Below are 17,325 nucleotides of genomic sequence, written 5' to 3'. Positions count from 1 at the left end.
TCAAGTGATTATTTTCAGAAGCTTTCGAAGATTTCTTCAACAACTTCAACCACTTGCGCTTCTGATCTCTCATCAGCGGGAGGCGAATTCTACAGCGTTACACGCTGCTGTCAACACCTCTTTTTCAACTTCCTTTTGGCTTCGATGAACTGAAGCAGCTTACTGCCGAAAACTGCGCAACTCATTGTTTACCAAGGAGTTTTCCGTTTCGACTGCGCCGGAAGTGGGGCGAATTATAGGCTCCCAGAATTTTACGTCAACCTTTAATTTGGTTTTTCTATCAAGTCGCCCACCAACCTTCATGTCCTTCTATATATAGACAGCCACCCGCACAACACTGAGCAATATATTGCTCAATTCCAAGTAGTTAAGCATCATAGCAGCCTCTGCTACTCAAATATGACATCGGACGTACATCCCAATGACCACCTCTCCCCGCAGCCTGGCCTCGGCATTGTTTCCTGTCGGCCTGCTGCTGATCGCCATGGCTTCCATCCAGTCAGGAGCCTCGTTGGCCAAGAGCATGTTCCCGATTGTAGGCGCACAAGGCACTACAACCCTGCGCCTAATTTTCGCCAGTGTGATTATGCTGCTCATATTGCGACCATGGCGCGCCAAGCTGACCGCCAAGTCCCTGCGCACCGTGGTCATCTACGGAATGGCCCTGGGCGGCATGAATTTCCTCTTCTATATGTCACTGCGCAGCGTGCCCCTGGGCATCGCCGTAGCCCTAGAATTCACGGGACCTCTTGCAGTGGCCATCTACGCGTCGCGCCGGGCGGTGGACTTCCTGTGGATTGCCCTCGCAATCGTCGGCCTGCTTCTATTGATCCCCATGGGAGAAGCGAGCAATGGTATCGACTTAGTTGGCGCAGCCTATGCATTAGGAGCGGGAGTCTGCTGGGCACTCTACATTCTGTTCGGACAGAAAGCAGGTAACGACAACGGCGTCCAGACCGCCGCTCTTGGGGTGATGATCGCAGCACTGTTTGTCGCGCCCATTGGCATCGTCCACGCTGGCAGTGCCTTGTTGACGCCTGCGCTGATTCCAATAGCCATCGGCGTCGCCATTCTGTCCACTGCCCTGCCCTACACCCTGGAGATGGTAGCGCTGACGCGCCTCCCTGCACGAACCTTTGGCACCCTCATGAGCATCGAACCCGTATTCGGCGCGCTCTCAGGCCTGCTCTTCCTGCAAGAGTACTTATCACTGGCACAATGGCTGGCCATTACCTGCATTATCCTGGCCTCGGTAGGCGCGACGCTGACGATGCGCAATGACTCGAAACCACTGGTTCCAGCGGATTGAATCATCTTTGAATGTACCTCTGGCATTTGCCGCTCATTTAGGCCATGTTTAAGCGCTAAACGAATGTCATTCATGGAGTTTTTCGACAAGGACAGCGCGAACACTACACTCGAGAGCGAGTAGAGCCGGCTTCAAGTATTGGGAAGTGGCTATTAAGGATGGGAATGAAGCGAATTTTGATAGTGTTAATGGTCGTAGCCATTGCTGGCTGTGCCGCGACTACCAAGACAGAAGTAAAACGGGGAAAAAGAGGACTGCATATCAACTGTTCCGGCCTGTCCTCCTCTTGGGACCAGTGCTACACCAGTGCAACCAACTCTTGCGGTACCAAGGGATATCGGGTCATCGCCAAGTCCGGTGACAATTCCGAGGAACCCGGGGACTATCCCTTTGGCATCAATCCTGCCGGGTACACCAGCCGCAGCATGATCGTCATCTGTAAGTAATCGCCCCCGAGCAGTCATCCTCGACTGCTCATCGTGCCCAATCAGCTCTCGATTAACACTCATCCTTGAACGCCGCTTGCGAGCAGATCGCAGGCGGCGTTTGCTTCAGATCAGATAGCTGCCGTACGCAGTTGCAACCACTCTAGCCCCGCGCCGCTCAGCAACGAGCTCAAGCGCTCACGCACCTGCGCGTGATACGCGTTGAGCCACTCGCGCTCATCCGTGGTGAGCAGCGACGGCTCCAGACAACGCGTGTCGATCGGGCAAAGCGTCAGGGTTTCAAACGACAGAAACTCACCAAACTCGGTCTTGCCCGCTTCGCGGTTCAGCACCAGGTTCTCGATACGCACACCCCAACGCCCCGGCCGGTACGTACCCGGCTCAATGGAAGTGATCATCCCCGGCTGCATCGCCGTTTGCGGAGCGGCGGCGGCCTGATAAGCAATCACTTGTGGACCTTCATGCACATTGAGGAAATAACCTACGCCGTGCCCAGTACCGTGGCCGTAGTCCACACCTTCAGCCCAGATCGGCGCACGGGCAATGGAATCCAGCAACGGCGATAGAATCCCCCTCGGGAAATGCGCACGGGACAGCGCAATAACGCCCTTCAGCACCCGGGTGCAGTCTCGTTTCTGCTCCTCACTCGGCGTACCGATAGGCACCATGCGTGTGATATCCGTTGTGCCGCCCAGGTACTGGCCACCCGAATCGATCAGCAGCAAGCCATCACCTTCGATCACCGCATGCTCTTCCTCGGTGGCGTGGTAATGGGGCATTGCGCCATTGGCGTTAAAGGCGGCAATAGTGTTGAAACTCAGCGACACATAGTCGGGGCGACGGGTACGGGCTGCGGTCAGGTGTTCATCAATGGTCAACTCCGTGATGCGCTCACGGCCCAGCGCACTGTCCAGCCAGGCGAAGAATTCGCACAGAGCAGCGCCATCCTGCTCCATAGCCCTGCGGATGTGCTCGGCGTCTGCCTGACTCTTGCGTGATTTGGCCAATGTGGTCGGATTCAGTCCTTCGATCAACTTGACGCCAGCATCCAGGTTTTCCAGCAAGCCGGCGGTTACGCGGGCAGGGTCGACGTGCAAACCTGCACCCGACGGCACTGCACGCAAGGCATCCGCGACCTCGCTGTAATCGCGCAACGCCACGCCATCCTGTTCAAGCACAGCACGCAGATCCGCGTCGACTTTACTCAGCGCCACGAACAACGTGGCCTGCTGTTGACTGATCAGCGCAAACGATACAAACACCGGGTTAAATGAAACGTCGCCGCCACGCAGGTTGAACAACCAGGCGATGTCGTCCAGGGTCGCGATAAAGTGCCAGTCGGCGCCCTTCTCTTTCAAACTGGCGCGCAGTGCAGCGAGCTTCTCGCCACGACTAACGGTCGCTTGCGGTGGCAGATGCGCATAAATCGGCTGGTTCGGCAGGCTTGGACGGTCTGTCCAAACCGCATCGAGCACGTCGATATCGGTACGCAAGCGCGCGCCGCGTTCTGCCAGCTTGGCGCTCAAGGTGCGCGCCGAAGCGACCGCCATCACTGCACCGTCCACCGCCACCACACCGCCTTCCGGAGTTTGCTCGGCCAACCACTCCAGTGGTCCAGGTTGGCCCGGCTGCAGTTTTACTAGCTCGATGCCGCTGCCCTTGAGCTCCTTGGTCGCTTGTTCCCAGTAACGACTGTCGGCCCACACGCCGGCGAAATCTGCGGTGACAATCAGCGTCCCCACCGAGCCATGGAAACCCGATAACCATTGGCGGCCCTGCCAGTAACCCGGCAAGTATTCGGACAAATGCGGGTCAGCCGACGGCACCAACAGGGCGTGGATGCCCTCGCGGCTCATCAGTTCGCGGGTGCGCGCCAGGCGCAGGGGAACCGTTCCATGGGTCAAAGGCTGCGTGCTCATTGTGTCTCCTGCTAACCACTAATAATTGTTATGTGAAAATCAGACGGCCCAGAAGGCCGGTGCGCTGGCCAATGCGGCCTTGATCAATAGCACCGCTTGGTCAATATCCTGCTCGGTAGTGAACCGCCCCAGACTCAAGCGAATGGTGCGGCCGGCCGAGCGGGCGTCATGGCCAAGGGCAAGCAACACGTGGGACGGTGCATTGCTCGCAGAATTGCAGGCCGACGTCGCGGAAAAAGCGATACCAGCGCTCAATGCCGCGGCATTGAATTCACCTTCGCCGAACGTAAGGCTCAGGGTGTGGGGAATACGTTGCGTGGCACTGCCATTGAGGCGTACACCGGCGATCGATGCCAACTGATCCAGCAGGCGTTGCCGCAACGCGACGATCACCGCTTTCTCTTCGGTGAACGACTGCGCTGCCAGCGCAAATGCCGTGCCCATCCCTGCAATCTGGTGGGTCGCCAACGTGCCGGAGCGCAAGCCGCCCTCGTGTCCGCCGCCATGAATCTGCGCCAACACCTTCTGTTGCGCCCGAGGCCCGACGTACAGCGCGCCGATACCCTTGGGGCCGTACAACTTGTGCGCAGAAAACGACATCAAATCCACCGGCCATTGCGCCAGATCGATCGCCACCTTGCCTGCTCCCTGAGCCGCGTCCACATGCAGCAGCGCGCCGTGTTCACGCACCCGCGCGCCGATGCCGGGGATGTCATTCAGGGTGCCAAGTTCGTTATTCACCAGCATCAGCGAAACCAGGAAGGTGTCTTCGCGCAACGCCTCACTGACCGCCTCGACGCTGATCAAACCGTCGGCGTCGGGTACCAGATAGGTCACGGCTACGCCGGCTTCCTGCAACTGTCGCGCGGTGTCCAGCGTGGCCTTGTGCTCGATCTGGCTGGTGATGATATGCCCACCGGCCACACCCCGCGCCTGGAACACGCCTTTGATGGCGAGGTTGTTGGATTCAGTGGCGCCGGAGGTCCAGACGATCTGCTCAGGCTGTGCGCCCACCAACTCGGCCACCTGGCGACGCGCCTGTTCAACCGTTTGCCGGGCCGCCTGGCCGTAAGCGTGGGAACTGGACGCGGGGTTACCGAAATTGGCGTTGAAGCCCAGGCACTCGACCATCACCTGGATGACCCGCTCGTCCACCGGGGTGGTGGCGGCGTAGTCGAAATACAAAGGACGTTTATTCATGACAGTTAAGACTCGCAAAGCAGGTTCCCGAGAGCGGCGTCTCAGGAGCATCGGCCGGAACAGAGGTCGTCATGTCTACCGGATCGAATGCCATTAAAGAAGGACAACTTTAAGTAAATGTGCGTAGGAACGCTCCTGAAATTCAGCTTAACAGGCTGAAGTCGCGCCATGGAAAACAAAAAGCCCGAGGTCCTTAAAGGGCGCCTCGGGCTTTTTGCTGCGCAGAACGCGATCAACTGGGACGACCATGAAGTACGACGTCGCGCTCGGCATTCATTTCACCTTGGCGATCAAAGCCGAAGGACTTCTGTGGCTGACCGGTCAGTGCCGCACGCTGCTGTTGATATTCATCGAACGACAAGCCTCGACGACTCAGCGCTTCAAGAGCCAATTGCTTGGTCTCTTCGGCAGAGTAGGGACGTAATTCTGGCGATGGATGGCTCGCACAGCCGGCGAGTACGGCGCTGACAATCAATAAGCAAACGGAGAGGAATCGGTTCATGGCGGCGGCTCTGCAAAGGAGGTTTCGAGTCAATGAACACAGGCTACTCCCGACGTCATTCGGTGAAAAATCACCGTCCGTGATAGTCGCTATCAACCGCCGAAGCCCCCTCCGATAGCCCCCTCATATATTTCTTTATGATCTATAAATATGGAAATACGTTCATTTACGGAATAACAGTAACCCTCTATAACTAGCTCCAATTCTGCCAGGCACTGTTCGCCAAGCAACTGTTGCCCAGGCAACAGCCATTCAACAAATCACCAGGCAGGCAACAGCAACATTTTTCAGCAGTGAGCCGCAGCCCAAGCCAATCAAGGCCTGCAGCCGTTGGTACAGCTCTTGCTCAACACCTTGCACCTCACTTGCTATGAACCACTGTTGAAAAAGGAACTGTTCATGACCCGTCCACTGAATGTCGTTGCCCTCTCCGGCGGAACCTGGCGCCCGTCGCGCACCCTAGTGTTGACCCAAGCTGTGCTGGCCGAATTGGCCACCCTGCTGCCAATCCAGACCACACTGATCGAACTGGGCGACATTGCCCGGCCACTGGGCGGTGCACTGTCGCGCGATGAATTGCCCGCCGAAGTCGAAGCCCAACTGTTGGCCATCGAACAGGCCGACCTGCTCATCGTCGCCGCGCCGGTCTATCGCGGTTCCTACCCAGGCCTGCTCAAGCACCTGTTCGATCTGGTCGGTCTCAACTCCCTGGTCAACACCCCGGTGCTGCTCGCCGCCACCGGTGGTAGCGAACGCCACGCGCTGGTCCTCGATCATCAACTGCGCCCGCTGTTCGCCTTCTTCCAGGCCCTGACCCTGCCGATCGGTGTGTACGCCACCGAAGCCGACTTCACCGACTACCAAATAACCAGTGAGCCCCTGAAGGGCCGGATACGCCTTGCGGCAGAACGTGCTGCACCCTTGTTTGCAGCGCACTCCCCTTCTCTGCTGAAAATCGCTTAAGGATTGGTTATGGATGTTTTCTGGTTTCTGCCGACACATGGCGACGGTCATTACCTGGGCACCACCCAAGGTGCCCGGCCCGTCACGCTCAATTATCTGAAGCAAGTCGCCCAGGCGGCTGACAACCTGGGTTACTACGGTGTGTTGATTCCTACCGGCCGCTCGTGTGAAGACTCCTGGGTCATCGCCTCGGCGCTGGTACCGCTGACAGAACGCCTGCGTTACCTGGTGGCCATTCGTCCCGGCATCATTTCGCCGACTGTATCTGCACGCATGGCCGCCACCCTGGATCGCCTGTCCAACGGCCGCCTGCTGATCAACGTAGTGACCGGTGGTGACCCCGACGAAAACCGTGGCGACGGCAGCTTCCTCGACCACGCTGAACGTTACGAAGTCTCCGACGAATTCCTACGGATATGGCGCCGCGTATTGCAGGGTGAATCGGTGGATTTCGAAGGCAAACACCTGCGCGTGCAAAACGCCAAGGCGCTGTACCCACCGGTGCAGAAGCCTTACCCACCGCTGTACTTCGGTGGATCCTCCGACGCCGCCCACGACCTCGCCGCCGAACAGGTGGATGTGTATCTGACGTGGGGCGAGCCGCCCGCCGCCGTCGCGGAAAAACTCGCGGATGTGCGTGAGCGCGCCGCGCGCCACGGGCGTACGGTGAAGTTTGGCATTCGTCTGCATGTGATCGTGCGCGAAACCGAAGAAGACGCCTGGAAAGCCGCCGACAAACTGATCGAGCACATCAGCGACGACACCATCGCCGCCGCGCAAAAATCCTTCTCGCGCTTTGACTCCGAAGGTCAGCGCCGCATGGCCGCCCTCCACGACGGGCGCCGCGACAACCTGGAAATCGCGCCCAACCTGTGGGCCGGTGTCGGCCTGGTGCGCGGCGGTGCCGGTACCGCGTTGGTGGGCAACCCGCAACAAGTGGCCGAACGCATTAAGGAATACGCCGACCTGGGCATCGAGAGCTTCATCTTCTCCGGCTATCCGCATTTGGAAGAGGCCTATCGCTTCGCCGAACTGGTGTTCCCGCTGCTGCCGGAACCCTACGCCAGCCTCGCTGGACGCGGTATCACCAACCTCACCGGCCCGTTCGGCGAAATGATTGCCAACGATGTACTGCCGGCCAAGGCCTGATCGGCGCAGCGGCGGCACCGGCCCGGGCCGCTGCTGCCAATAAAGAGGAAAACCCGTGACAGCCAAACCCCACAGCGTCCTGCCATCTCCCCTGCAGACCGCCAAACTGCTGGCCGCCGAATTCGCCCTCAGCGCCGTCGAACGCGACGAGCGCGGCGGCACACCCAAAACCGAGCGTGACGCCCTGCGCCACAGCGGCCTGCTGGCCCTGAGCATTCCCACCCAATACGGCGGCCTCGGCGCCCGCTGGAGCGACACCTTGGGCATCGTGCGCGAATTCGCCAAGGTCGACAGCTCCATCGCCCACGTCTTCGGCTTTCATCATCTGATGCTGGCCACCGTGCGCCTGTTTTCACGCCCGGACCAATGGCAACCCTGGTTCGAACAAACCGCCCGCAAGAACTGGTTCTGGGGCAACGCCCTCAATCCATTGGACACGCGCACCGTGGTCAAGGACTTCGGCGGCTGGCGCGAATTCTCCGGCAAAAAGAGCTTCTGCTCCGGCGCCAGCGACTCGGAAATGCTGATCGCCTCGGCGGTGGATGAAAATGCCGGCGGCAAACTGCTGATTGCCGCCATCCCCAGTGGGCGCAGCGGCATCACTCTGCACAATGACTGGAACAATATCGGCCAACGCCAGACCGACAGCGGCAGCGCCAGCTTCGAACGGGTGCGCGTCGAAGAGTCGGAATTGCTGCTCGACCCAGGCCCGCTGAGCACACCGTTCGCTTGCCTGCGCCCGCTGATCGCACAGTTGACCTTTACCCATATGTTTCTCGGCATTGCCGAAGGCGCATTCGAAGAAGCACGCACCTACACCCTCACCGAAACCCGTGCCTGGCACAAATCCTCGGCCGAGGACGTGCGCAAGGATCCTTACGTGCTCCACCACTACGGCGAGTTCTGGGTGGCCCTCCAAGGCGTGCGCCTGCTGGTGGAGCGAGCCGCCGAGCTACTGGACCAAGCCTGGGCCAAAGGGCCAAACCTCAGCGAACACGAGCGCGGCCAACTGGCAATTGCCATCGCCACCGCCAAGGTCGCCGCCACCCGCCAAGGCCTGGATCTGTGCAGCCGTCTGTTTGAAGTTACCGGCGCACGTTCAACCCATGCCTCCCTGCGCCTGGATCGCCACTGGCGCAACCTGCGCACGCAAACCCTGCACGACCCGGTGGACTACAAGCTCCATGAACTGGGGGACTGGGCGTTGAACCAATCCCTGCCGATTCCTACGTTCTACTCATAAAAAAGAGGTGCCCATGCAGCTTCTAACCCTACCGCCCTCGCCCGCCCTTGCGACCTCGATTCGCGCCACGGCCCAGGTCTTCGAAGACCCGAAATCCCAGGCGCTGCTCGACCATATCCAGCAAGTGGCGCCCAGCGAAGCCAGCGTGCTGATCATCGGCGAAACCGGGACCGGTAAAGAGCTGGTGGCGCGCCACATTCATAACCTCAGCGCGCGGCGCAACCGCCCGTTCGTGGCAGTGAACTGCGGCGCCTTCTCTGAATCCCTGGTGGAGGCCGAACTGTTCGGCCATGAAAAAGGCGCCTTTACCGGCGCCCTCAGCGCCAAGGCTGGCTGGTTCGAAGAAGCCGATGGCGGCACGTTGTTCCTTGATGAGATCGGCGATTTACCGATGGCCATCCAAGTCAAATTGCTGCGTGTCCTACAGGAACGCGAAGTCGTACGCTTAGGTTCGCGCAAGAGCATTCCGATTGATGTGCGCGTACTGGCTGCAACCAACGTGCAGTTGGAAAAAGCCATCAACGCCGGGCATTTCCGCGAAGACCTCTACTACCGACTCGACGTGGTGAGCCTGGAGCTGAGCCCGCTGCGCGAGCGCCCCGGCGATATCCTGCCGTTGACCCGGCACTTTATCGAGGCTTACAGCCGACGCCTGGGCTACGGCCCGATCACGATCAGTCGCGAAGCCGAACAAAAACTCAAGAGCTACAGCTGGCCGGGCAATATCCGCGAACTGGAAAACGTCATCCACCACACCCTGCTGATCTGCCGTAACGGCGTGATCGAACGGGATGATTTACGCCTGTCGAACATGCGCATTGAGCGCCAGGACGACAGTCAGCACGGCACCGACAACAGCGCCGAAGCCTTGTTGGAGCGCGCCTTCCAAAAGCTTTTCGAAGAACAGGCCGGCGCCCTGCATGAAAAGGTCGAAGACGCCCTGCTTCGGGCCGCTTACCGTTTCAGCCATTACAATCAGGTGCACACCGCCAACCTGCTGGGCCTGAGCCGTAACGTCACGCGCACACGCCTGATCAAGATTGGCGAATTGGCGGTGAATAAGCGTCGGCCGGGGGAGAACGTGCAAGGTGAACGGATGCTGCATTTATCCATATAGACGGCAGTGCAATGCATTGTCATGGCTGCGTTCAAAACTGCGCAGCACCTGGAACGAACCAAAGGTCACCGCCGTGGCCTGATGGGCGCGAATCAGTGTCCAGAAGTCTTCCTCACCCTGCTCAAAACGCTTGAACGCTGCCTCACCGTGCGCTCGGGACGTCCATTGCAGGTAATTAAGCACCCGCCGGCCGTCATCGCTGACCTGCACGCTCGCACTGAGAAATCCGTCATGGCCCTGGGCCAAACGCTCGCTTTGGGTGGACAAGGCCGCCACCAGGGCAACTTGCTGCTGAGGCTCGATATGGAACTCGATCAGCTGAGTGAAGCCGAGATTCTTCTCTGATACCTGCATGAATACTCCCCTTCCACTGTAGGCAGAATCTTGCGATTCGATGCCACGCAGGGTAAAACCTCCAGTTAAGTCAAGGTCAAGCGCTTAATCGGAGTTTTCATGATTACCAAGGAACTCACCGTCGGCCAACTGGCCGCCCGTAGCGGCGTGGCCGTCACGGCCCTGCACTTCTACGAAACCAAGGGGCTGATTCAGAGCAATCGCAACGCGGGCAATCAGCGGCGCTATCCGCGGGATGTATTACGCCGCGTGGTGGTGATTAAGATCGCCCAGCGCTTGGGGATTCCCCTGGCGACGATTGGCGAGGCATTACAGACGCTGCCAAATGGCCGCACCCCGACAGCCAAAGACTGGGAACGTTTGTCGGCACTGTGGCGCGAAGACCTGGACGAGCGCATCAACAAAATGATGCTGCTGCGCGACAAGCTCAACGGCTGCATCGGCTGCGGATGCTTGTCGTTGGAAGCATGCCCGCTGCGCAATCAGGATGACCTGCTGGGTGAGCGCGGGCCTGGTGCGCAATTGCTCGAGCCCAGTTGAGCTTTCTCGTCGTAACCGCCGGAGTCCTTGATTGGCGTGGCCTATCGTGAAAGGCCGGACCTGCGCATCGACAATGCCACCGAGGGCATCAAGCGCTACAAGAAAGCCTCCGGCGCCACCCACGCGTATCTGTCGTAAAGGGTTCTGGCAGTCATTTTGGGCGGGCCGTTCAACGGCCAAGCCCATCCTACGCAGCGCGCCGGCCCTATCAACGCCTGCTCGGTGATAGCTCGGAACATGTTTCGTGTTCGATAAACGGGTAAAAAACCACCGAATGTGAATCTGAAACATTTTCTTTCATATCCGGGTTAGGGATTTCTCATTCTCATCCGTCTTATTTAGATACAGCCTGTCGCGTCAGCAAAAGCTACGACTGGCCTTTTCCGGGCCTCCCTCGCCCCCCTCCGATCAAGACCCTCATTTACATGTCGAAGAAGTCACGCTCCAAACTCTGGTTTCTCGTACATAGCTGGCTGGCGTTGCCCATCTGGTTCTTTGTACTGATCGTCTGCGTCACCGGCACCCTGGCGGTGGTCAGCCAGGAAATCGTCTGGCTGGCCAACCCGGATATCCGCGCGAGCAAACCGTCGGATGACGCCGAACTGTTGAGCTACGACCAAGTGATCAGCGCCATCAAGCGTGCCGAGCCCGAGGTGATTGTCCAATCGCTCAGCCGCCCAGATGAGTCGCACTTCGCCCTGAGTGTCGACCTCAGCTACCCCGACGGGCGCTCGCTTGAGGTCTACGTCAACCCTTACACCGGCGCGATCCAGGGCATCAGCCCGTCGTTCAATTTCCGTCAGTTCACCCGTGCGCTGCACGGCTGGTGGCTGGTGCCGTTCACCAATGGCTACAGCTGGGGCTGGTACCTGGTGTCGTTGCTTGGTCTGCCGCTGCTGGCCTCGCTGGTTACCGGGCTGGTGGTCTACAAGCGCTTCTGGAAAGGTTTTTTCAAACCAACCCTGCGGTTTCGCCACGGTGCGCGAATCTTCTGGGGTGACTTCCACCGCCTGAGCGGTATCTGGTCTATCTGGTTTATCGCAGTCATTTCCATCACCGGCACCTGGTTCCTGATCCAGGCGATCCTGGGGGACAACCAGATTTCAATTTCCAGCGAGCCCATCGTCCCGGTGATCGCCCGTGAAAAAGTACCGTCCTCGGCAGCAGGTGTGCCGGCACCAATGATTCCCCTGGATGAAGCCATCACGATTGCGACCCAGCGCATCCCTGGCCTAGAAGCGAGCTTCGTGCGCATGCCCTTCAACGCCTACAGCCACCTGCAAATCGGCGGCCGCGGCTGGTACCCACTGATGTACCAAACCGCCCAACTCAACCCCTATAGCGGCGAAATCGCTGTCTCGCACCTCCTGTCCGACCGCACCGCACTTGAGTTCGTCACCGAATCCATGCGCCCGCTGCACACCGGCGATTTTGGCGGACTGTGGATCAAGCTGATCTGGGCGTTCTTCGGCCTGGTGCTGAGCATGATGGTCTTGAGCGGCTTGCTGATATGGACCAAGCGCACCGCCTTGGCCACCCTCAATGCCCTCAAGCGCGAGGCCAAGACCCAGCGCAAGCCTGTTTCCACCCCAGCCTTGCAGGCTGAAGCTTCGGAGAGCCACTGATGAGCAAGGTCGCAGCGACACCGCCGACTCCCCTGCGGGCTTTCTGGCTGAAATGGCGATTCCATATCAATGTTCTGCTACTGCTGGTGCCCCTGGGCTTCATGCCCAAGTATTTTGCCGATGCCGCACTGTTTCGCGGTGACGCGGGTATCGGTGAGCGGGTGGCCGGAGAAATACAGGTTGGCCCCTGGAGCCTGACCCTCGCCGAGTTCCGCAATGAGGGCCCAAGCCCGGACCCGGCCGGCCCGATGAAGTTCTTCAACGCCGCCCTGTGCGACACCTGTGCCGACCAGGTCAAAGCTACTTACCTGCGCATCGGCAAGCCACGCAGCCTGCGCGCGGCCGGGGTGATCTTCTTTGGCACACCGTACCGCATGGGCGCCGCCCTGCCCGTCCCTGAACGCACACCTGCCGACGCCGAACTGTGGGTCACCATGGAAGGCTGGGACGGCACGATGCACCAGGGTTCCATCCCGCTGAGCCAGGCCTCGCCTGCCACCATTGCCTGGCTGAACAAGCAAGGAGTCAAACCATGATGATCAAGCACCTGTCCCGCGCCGCGCTGTTGCTGTGCGCGGGTTTAAGTACCGTGGCCCTGGCCCACAACCCTATGTGCGAATGCAAGGAAATCCCCGGCGAGCAGATCCAGTGCAAGGGCGGCTTCTCCGACGGCAGCGGGGCGCCCGGCGTGACCCTGGATGTGATCGGCTACGACGAAACCATCCTGGTGCCCGGCAAGCTCGGCCAGGATTCGACCCTGACCTTCAAGAAGCCATCCGCCGAGTTCTACGTGCTGTTTGACGCCGGCCCTGGCCACGTCGTTGAAATCGACCAAGCGGATATCCAGTCCCAATGAGTACGACACACGTTGTACGTCCCGCGGGCGCTGGCCACGAAACCCTCTACGTCCTGCTGCTGTGCCTGATCATCCTCGCGGTCGCCGGCACGGTGGTGGCGCTGCACGGCGAATCCCAGGAAGTGGCCGCCGTGCCCAGCCACCAGTTGGACGCCCGCCGCGACCTGAGCGCCGCCGAGCAAGGTATCTACGCCGACTTGCGGGTGACCCTGGATGAAATCCACTTGCTGCAGCAAGAGCAAAGCGCCCTGCCGACGCCTGGGCAATTGGCCGAAGAAGGCTTCGCGCCGTTCGCCCAAGATGCGAGTTCGGTCAGCCGTGGCGATCACCGCTGGCAGTTACTGGCGCCTGCGGCCTACTTCGGGTTGAGCCAGACGCCGACCACCAGCGGTTCACTGCTGATGCGCGTACAAGGCACCGAGCCGGATATCTGGCTCAACCGCCGCAAAGACCTGGCCGCCCCCTCCGACCTCACTGACCAGGCGCTGATCGCGGCCGGCTGGCAGCAAGTGGTCGCGCAATTCGATGCCGGCGTTACCCGCCAGCACCGTCACTGAACGAGAAGACCGATTGCCCATGTCTATTTCATCTCCCCTGTTGCGCCTGTTGCTGGTCAGCCTGCTCAGCCTGATACTCGCCCCGCTGGCCAACGCCGAAGCGGCTAAACGCCTGCGTATCGGCATCACCCTGCACCCTTATTACAGCTACGTGGCCAATATCGTCGGCGACAAGGCCGACGTGGTGCCGCTGATTCCAGCCGGTTTTAACCCACACGCCTACGAGCCGCGCGCCGAAGACATCAAGCGCATCGGCACCCTGGACGTGATCGTGCTCAATGGCGTCGGCCACGACGACTTCGCCGACCGTATGATCGCCGCCAGCGAGCGCCCGGACATCCCGGTGATCGAAGCCAACGCCAACGTGCCGTTGCTGGCCGCCACCGGCAATGCCGCGCGCGGTGCGGGCAAGGTGGTCAACCCGCACACCTTCCTGTCGATCAGTGCATCGATTGCCCAGGTCAACAACATCGCCCGTGAGCTGGGCAAGCTCGACCCGGACAACGCCAAGACCTACACCCAGAACGCGCGTGCCTATGGCAAACGCCTGCGCCAGATGCGCGCCGACGCCCTCGCCAAGTTGACCAGCGCGCCTAACCCGGACCTGCGCGTCGCCACTGTGCATGCGGCCTACGACTACCTGCTGCGTGAATTCGGCCTGGAAGTCACCGCCGTGGTCGAGCCCGCCCACGGCATTGAGCCCAGTCCCAGCCAGTTGAAGAAGACCATCGACGAACTGCGCGCCCTGGACGTGAAGGTGATCTTCTCGGAGATGGATTTCCCCTCCACCTACGTCGACACCATCCAGCGTGAATCCGGGGTCAAGCTGTACCCGCTGTCGCATATTTCCTATGGCGAATACAGCGCTGAAAAGTACGAAGTGGAAATGACCGGCAACCTCAACACGGTGGTCCGGGCGATTCAGGAGTCGGGCGCATGACGGCGGCACAATCCCTGAAGGTCGCCAGCGTCGGCCCGACACTCGACTTCGACACGGTGTCCCTGACCCTGGGCCGCACCGTGATCCTCGACAGCGTGAGTTTCCAGGTGCAGCCGGGCAGCACCCACGCGCTGGTCGGCCCCAACGGCGGCGGCAAGAGCTCGCTGATCAAGACCCTGCTGGGACAAACGCCGCATCAGGGTCGCTTGAGCCTGCAGTGGCCGACCACGCCGGGCACAATCGGCTATGTGCCCCAGGCGCTGGAATTCGACCGGGGTTTGCCGATGACCGTGGACGATTTCATGGCCGCCATGTGCCAGCGGCGCCCGGCGTTTCTGGGCTTGTCCAAGCATTACGCCGCGGCGATTGGCGAGGCTCTGGAACGGGTCGGCATGCAGGACAAACGCAAGCGGCGCATGGGTGCACTGTCCGGAGGTGAACGCCAACGCGTGCTGCTGGCCCAGGGCTTGATCCCTGCGCCGCAATTGCTGGTGCTGGATGAACCGATGTCGGCCCTCGATGAAGCGGGCATCCAGGTGTTCGAACGCCTGCTCAGTGACTGGCGCCTCGCCGGCATGACCGTGCTGTGGATCGAGCACGACCTCGAAGCCGTAGGCCGTCTGGCCGACCGCGTTACCGGCCTTAACCGCCGCGTGCTGTTCGACGCCACACCACAGGAGGCGCTCACCCCGGATCGCCTGCTGACCCTGTTCTCCACCCATCCTCGGAGCCCGGCGCAATGAGTTATGAAGCGTTTCGCCTGATGGTCCAGGGCTGGGCCTCTGCCGGTTACCTGCCGGAGGCACTGGCCTATGGTTTTGTAGTCAATGCCCTGCTCGCCGGTTTGCTGATCGGCCCAGTGCTCGGCGGCTTGGGCACGCTGGTAGTGGTCAAGCGCTTCGCGTTTTTCTCCGAAGCCGTCGGCCATGCTGCGCTGACCGGCGTCGCCGTGGGCATTTTGCTCGGTGAACCCTACACCGGCCCCTACGGCAGTCTGTTCGGTTACTGCCTGCTGTTTGGCATCCTGCTCAATTACCTGCGTAACCGCACCGGCCTGGCGCCGGACACTTTGATCGGCGTGTTCCTGTCGGTGTCCCTGGCGCTGGGCGCGAGCCTGCTGCTGATCCTGGCGGGCAAGATCAACGTGCACATCTTGGAGAACGTGCTGTTTGGTTCGGTGTTGACGGTCAACGGTAACGATCTGCTGGTGCTGGCGATTGTCGGCTCGCTGGTGATGGCTCTGGCGCTGCCGCTGTACAACCGCATCATGCTCGCCAGTTTCAACCCGCAACTGGCGGCAGTGCGCGGAGTGGCGGTGAAGACCCTCGATTATCTGTTCGTAATTCTGGTGACGCTGATCACCGTCGCGGCAGTCAAGGTCATCGGCGCGATTCTGGTCGGCGCCCTGCTGGTGATTCCAGCTGCGGCGGCGCGCCTGTTGAGCCAGTCGCTCAAAGGCTTCTTCTGGGTCTCGGTGGTGATCGCCACTGTCAGTACCCTGTGCGGGATCCTGCTGCCGATCATCTTCGACCTGCCGATTCCTTCCGGTGCCGCGATCATCCTGATGGCCGGTATCGCTTTCGCTTTTGCCGCCATCGCGCGCGGCACCGTGCCCAGCCTCAAAGGGAACTTTGGATAATGCGCTCTGTTCTTCAGCCTCTCGCCTTGGCCATCGCCTGTTTAATCACTCCGCCGCTGATCGCCGCCGAGGCAGTCAAACCGACTGCCCACTCCGCCAAACCGGTCAAGGTGCTGGCGTCGCTGCCAATCACTTATGGCCTGGCCGAGGTGCTGCTCAAAGGCACCGACGTTCAGCTTGAGCGCGCAGCCCCGGCCAACCTGCCGGGCTCGCGCCAGGTGTCGTACTTCACCGGCCGTGGCGCCTCCGCACTGAGCGCGCTGGCCCAGGACGCCGACGCCGCCATCGGCCTGCGCTCGCTGTGGGCAGATGATCCGCTGTACCCCGTGGCACGGCGCAGCAACATCCGCATTGTCGAAGTCGATGCCGCACGCCCCGTGGACGGCGGGTTGCCGGGGATCGCCGTGCAACCGGGCGTCGCTGACGGTTTGAACAGCCAACCATGGCAATCGAGCAATAACCTGGGGCGCATGGCCGATGTCTTGTCCACCGACCTGAGCCGCCTGGCACCGGGCGCCAAGGTGAAAATCGACTCCAATCTGGCTGCACTCAAGCAACGCCTGCTCAAGCTCACCGCCGACAGCGAAGCCCGGCTGGCCAAGGCGGACAACCTGAGTGTGGTCAGTTTGAGCGATCACTTTGGGTATTTGGTCAGCAGCCTGAACCTGGAACTGATCAGCACCGATGCGCGTCCGGATGCCGAGTGGACGCCTGAGGCGTTGCACACACTCAGTACCGAATTGAAGGACAACGATGTGGCCGTGGTGCTGCACCATCGCCAGCCGAGTGAAGCGGTGAAAGCCGCCATCACGGCAGGCGGCTCGACATTGCTGGTGCTGAATGTCGACGGTGCAGACCCGGTGACGGAGTTGGAAACCAATGTGGATCAGGTGATCAAGACGCTCAGTCACTGATATGGGGGTGACCAGCATCCTGTTTTAGGGCTGCTTTGCAGCCCAGCGCAGG

19 protein-coding genes are annotated in these 17,325 nt (G+C 60.5%); 15 read left to right on the top strand and 4 right to left on the bottom strand.

The window, feature by feature from the left end; translation table 11 throughout:
• The first annotated feature begins 421 nt into the window (after nt 1-421).
• The gene (gene rhtA, locus CKW32_RS06035) at nt 422-1,309 is read left to right on the top strand and encodes a threonine/homoserine exporter RhtA (RefSeq protein ID WP_032886027.1); all 888 of its coding nucleotides are present in this window, start codon (nt 422-424) and stop codon (nt 1,307-1,309) included.
• A gap of 164 nt (nt 1,310-1,473) precedes the next feature.
• Nucleotides 1,474-1,755, top strand: a complete 282-nt coding sequence (locus tag CKW32_RS06030) for a hypothetical protein (RefSeq protein ID WP_032886026.1) — start codon at nt 1,474-1,476, stop codon at nt 1,753-1,755.
• 110 nt (nt 1,756-1,865) lie between these two features.
• Here CKW32_RS06030 and CKW32_RS06025 read toward each other — a convergent pair whose 3' ends face one another.
• The 3 genes from CKW32_RS06025 to CKW32_RS06015 form a co-directional block, all read right to left on the bottom strand.
• Entirely contained in the window at nt 1,866-3,674 is a 1,809-nt protein-coding gene (locus tag CKW32_RS06025; RefSeq protein ID WP_095184305.1) for an aminopeptidase P family protein, read from the bottom strand.
• Between the two features lie 39 nt (nt 3,675-3,713).
• Nucleotides 3,714-4,874, bottom strand: coding sequence for a cysteine desulfurase family protein (locus CKW32_RS06020; RefSeq protein WP_095184304.1), 1,161 nt, complete (start codon nt 4,872-4,874; stop codon nt 3,714-3,716).
• 232 nt (nt 4,875-5,106) lie between these two features.
• The gene (locus CKW32_RS06015; RefSeq protein WP_081797672.1) at nt 5,107-5,376 is read right to left on the bottom strand and encodes a hypothetical protein; all 270 of its coding nucleotides are present in this window, start codon (nt 5,374-5,376) and stop codon (nt 5,107-5,109) included.
• A 399-nt stretch (nt 5,377-5,775) separates the two neighbouring features.
• Here CKW32_RS06015 and msuE point away from each other — a divergent pair, with 399 nt between their 5' ends.
• From msuE to CKW32_RS05995, 4 genes are read left to right on the top strand one after another with little or no spacing between them, the layout of a single operon-like run.
• On the top strand, nt 5,776-6,339 hold the full coding sequence (gene msuE, locus CKW32_RS06010; protein ID WP_095184335.1) for an FMN reductase: 564 nt from the start codon (nt 5,776-5,778) through the stop codon (nt 6,337-6,339).
• 9 nt (nt 6,340-6,348) lie between these two features.
• Complete coding sequence (ssuD, locus tag CKW32_RS06005) at nt 6,349-7,488, top strand: FMNH2-dependent alkanesulfonate monooxygenase (protein ID WP_032886023.1); 1,140 nt, start codon at nt 6,349-6,351, stop codon at nt 7,486-7,488.
• A gap of 55 nt (nt 7,489-7,543) precedes the next feature.
• On the top strand, nt 7,544-8,731 hold the full coding sequence (locus tag CKW32_RS06000; RefSeq protein WP_095184303.1) for an acyl-CoA dehydrogenase family protein: 1,188 nt from the start codon (nt 7,544-7,546) through the stop codon (nt 8,729-8,731).
• A 13-nt stretch (nt 8,732-8,744) separates the two neighbouring features.
• The gene (locus tag CKW32_RS05995) at nt 8,745-9,848 is read left to right on the top strand and encodes a sigma-54-dependent Fis family transcriptional regulator (protein ID WP_032886021.1); all 1,104 of its coding nucleotides are present in this window, start codon (nt 8,745-8,747) and stop codon (nt 9,846-9,848) included.
• On the opposite strand, the gene CKW32_RS05990 is transcribed toward CKW32_RS05995, so the two are convergent.
• Nucleotides 9,837-10,202, bottom strand: coding sequence for an antibiotic biosynthesis monooxygenase (locus tag CKW32_RS05990; protein ID WP_032886020.1), 366 nt, complete (start codon nt 10,200-10,202; stop codon nt 9,837-9,839). The two genes, CKW32_RS05995 and CKW32_RS05990, sit on opposite strands and share 12 nt — an antisense overlap.
• Before the next feature lie 99 nt (nt 10,203-10,301).
• Here CKW32_RS05990 and soxR point away from each other — a divergent pair, with 99 nt between their 5' ends.
• The 9 genes from soxR (at nt 10,302) to CKW32_RS05945 (ending at nt 17,273) form a co-directional block, all read left to right on the top strand.
• Nucleotides 10,302-10,742 (top strand): redox-sensitive transcriptional activator SoxR, encoded by a 441-nt coding sequence (gene soxR / locus CKW32_RS05985; RefSeq protein ID WP_032886019.1) that lies wholly within the window; start codon nt 10,302-10,304, stop codon nt 10,740-10,742.
• A gap of 425 nt (nt 10,743-11,167) precedes the next feature.
• Nucleotides 11,168-12,367, top strand: a complete 1,200-nt coding sequence (locus tag CKW32_RS05980) for a PepSY domain-containing protein (RefSeq protein WP_095184302.1) — start codon at nt 11,168-11,170, stop codon at nt 12,365-12,367.
• Entirely contained in the window at nt 12,367-12,903 is a 537-nt protein-coding gene (locus CKW32_RS05975; RefSeq protein WP_032886017.1) for a hypothetical protein, read from the top strand. Before CKW32_RS05980 ends, CKW32_RS05975 begins: the two co-directional genes overlap by 1 nt.
• On the top strand, nt 12,900-13,223 hold the full coding sequence (locus CKW32_RS05970; protein WP_032886016.1) for a hypothetical protein: 324 nt from the start codon (nt 12,900-12,902) through the stop codon (nt 13,221-13,223). The genes CKW32_RS05975 and CKW32_RS05970 overlap by 4 nt, the downstream gene beginning before the upstream one ends.
• On the top strand, nt 13,220-13,780 hold the full coding sequence (locus CKW32_RS05965) for a DUF6162 family protein (RefSeq protein ID WP_095184301.1): 561 nt from the start codon (nt 13,220-13,222) through the stop codon (nt 13,778-13,780). The genes CKW32_RS05970 and CKW32_RS05965 overlap by 4 nt, the downstream gene beginning before the upstream one ends.
• A gap of 19 nt (nt 13,781-13,799) precedes the next feature.
• Nucleotides 13,800-14,720: a metal ABC transporter substrate-binding protein gene (locus CKW32_RS05960; protein ID WP_095184300.1), complete on the top strand. Its 921-nt coding sequence runs from the start codon at nt 13,800-13,802 to the stop codon at nt 14,718-14,720.
• Nucleotides 14,717-15,463 (top strand): metal ABC transporter ATP-binding protein, encoded by a 747-nt coding sequence (locus CKW32_RS05955; RefSeq protein WP_095184299.1) that lies wholly within the window; start codon nt 14,717-14,719, stop codon nt 15,461-15,463. Before CKW32_RS05960 ends, CKW32_RS05955 begins: the two co-directional genes overlap by 4 nt.
• Nucleotides 15,460-16,359: a metal ABC transporter permease gene (locus CKW32_RS05950; protein ID WP_032886010.1), complete on the top strand. Its 900-nt coding sequence runs from the start codon at nt 15,460-15,462 to the stop codon at nt 16,357-16,359. Before CKW32_RS05955 ends, CKW32_RS05950 begins: the two co-directional genes overlap by 4 nt.
• Nucleotides 16,359-17,273, top strand: coding sequence for a metal ABC transporter solute-binding protein, Zn/Mn family (locus CKW32_RS05945; RefSeq protein WP_095184298.1), 915 nt, complete (start codon nt 16,359-16,361; stop codon nt 17,271-17,273). The genes CKW32_RS05950 and CKW32_RS05945 overlap by 1 nt, the downstream gene beginning before the upstream one ends.
• The last annotated feature ends 52 nt before the right edge of the window (nt 17,274-17,325 follow it).

Source organism: Pseudomonas sp. Irchel 3H9, assembly GCF_900187495.1.
Taxonomy (GTDB): domain Bacteria; phylum Pseudomonadota; class Gammaproteobacteria; order Pseudomonadales; family Pseudomonadaceae; genus Aquipseudomonas; species Aquipseudomonas sivasensis.
This window is presented reverse-complemented; position numbering and strand designations above follow the sequence as displayed.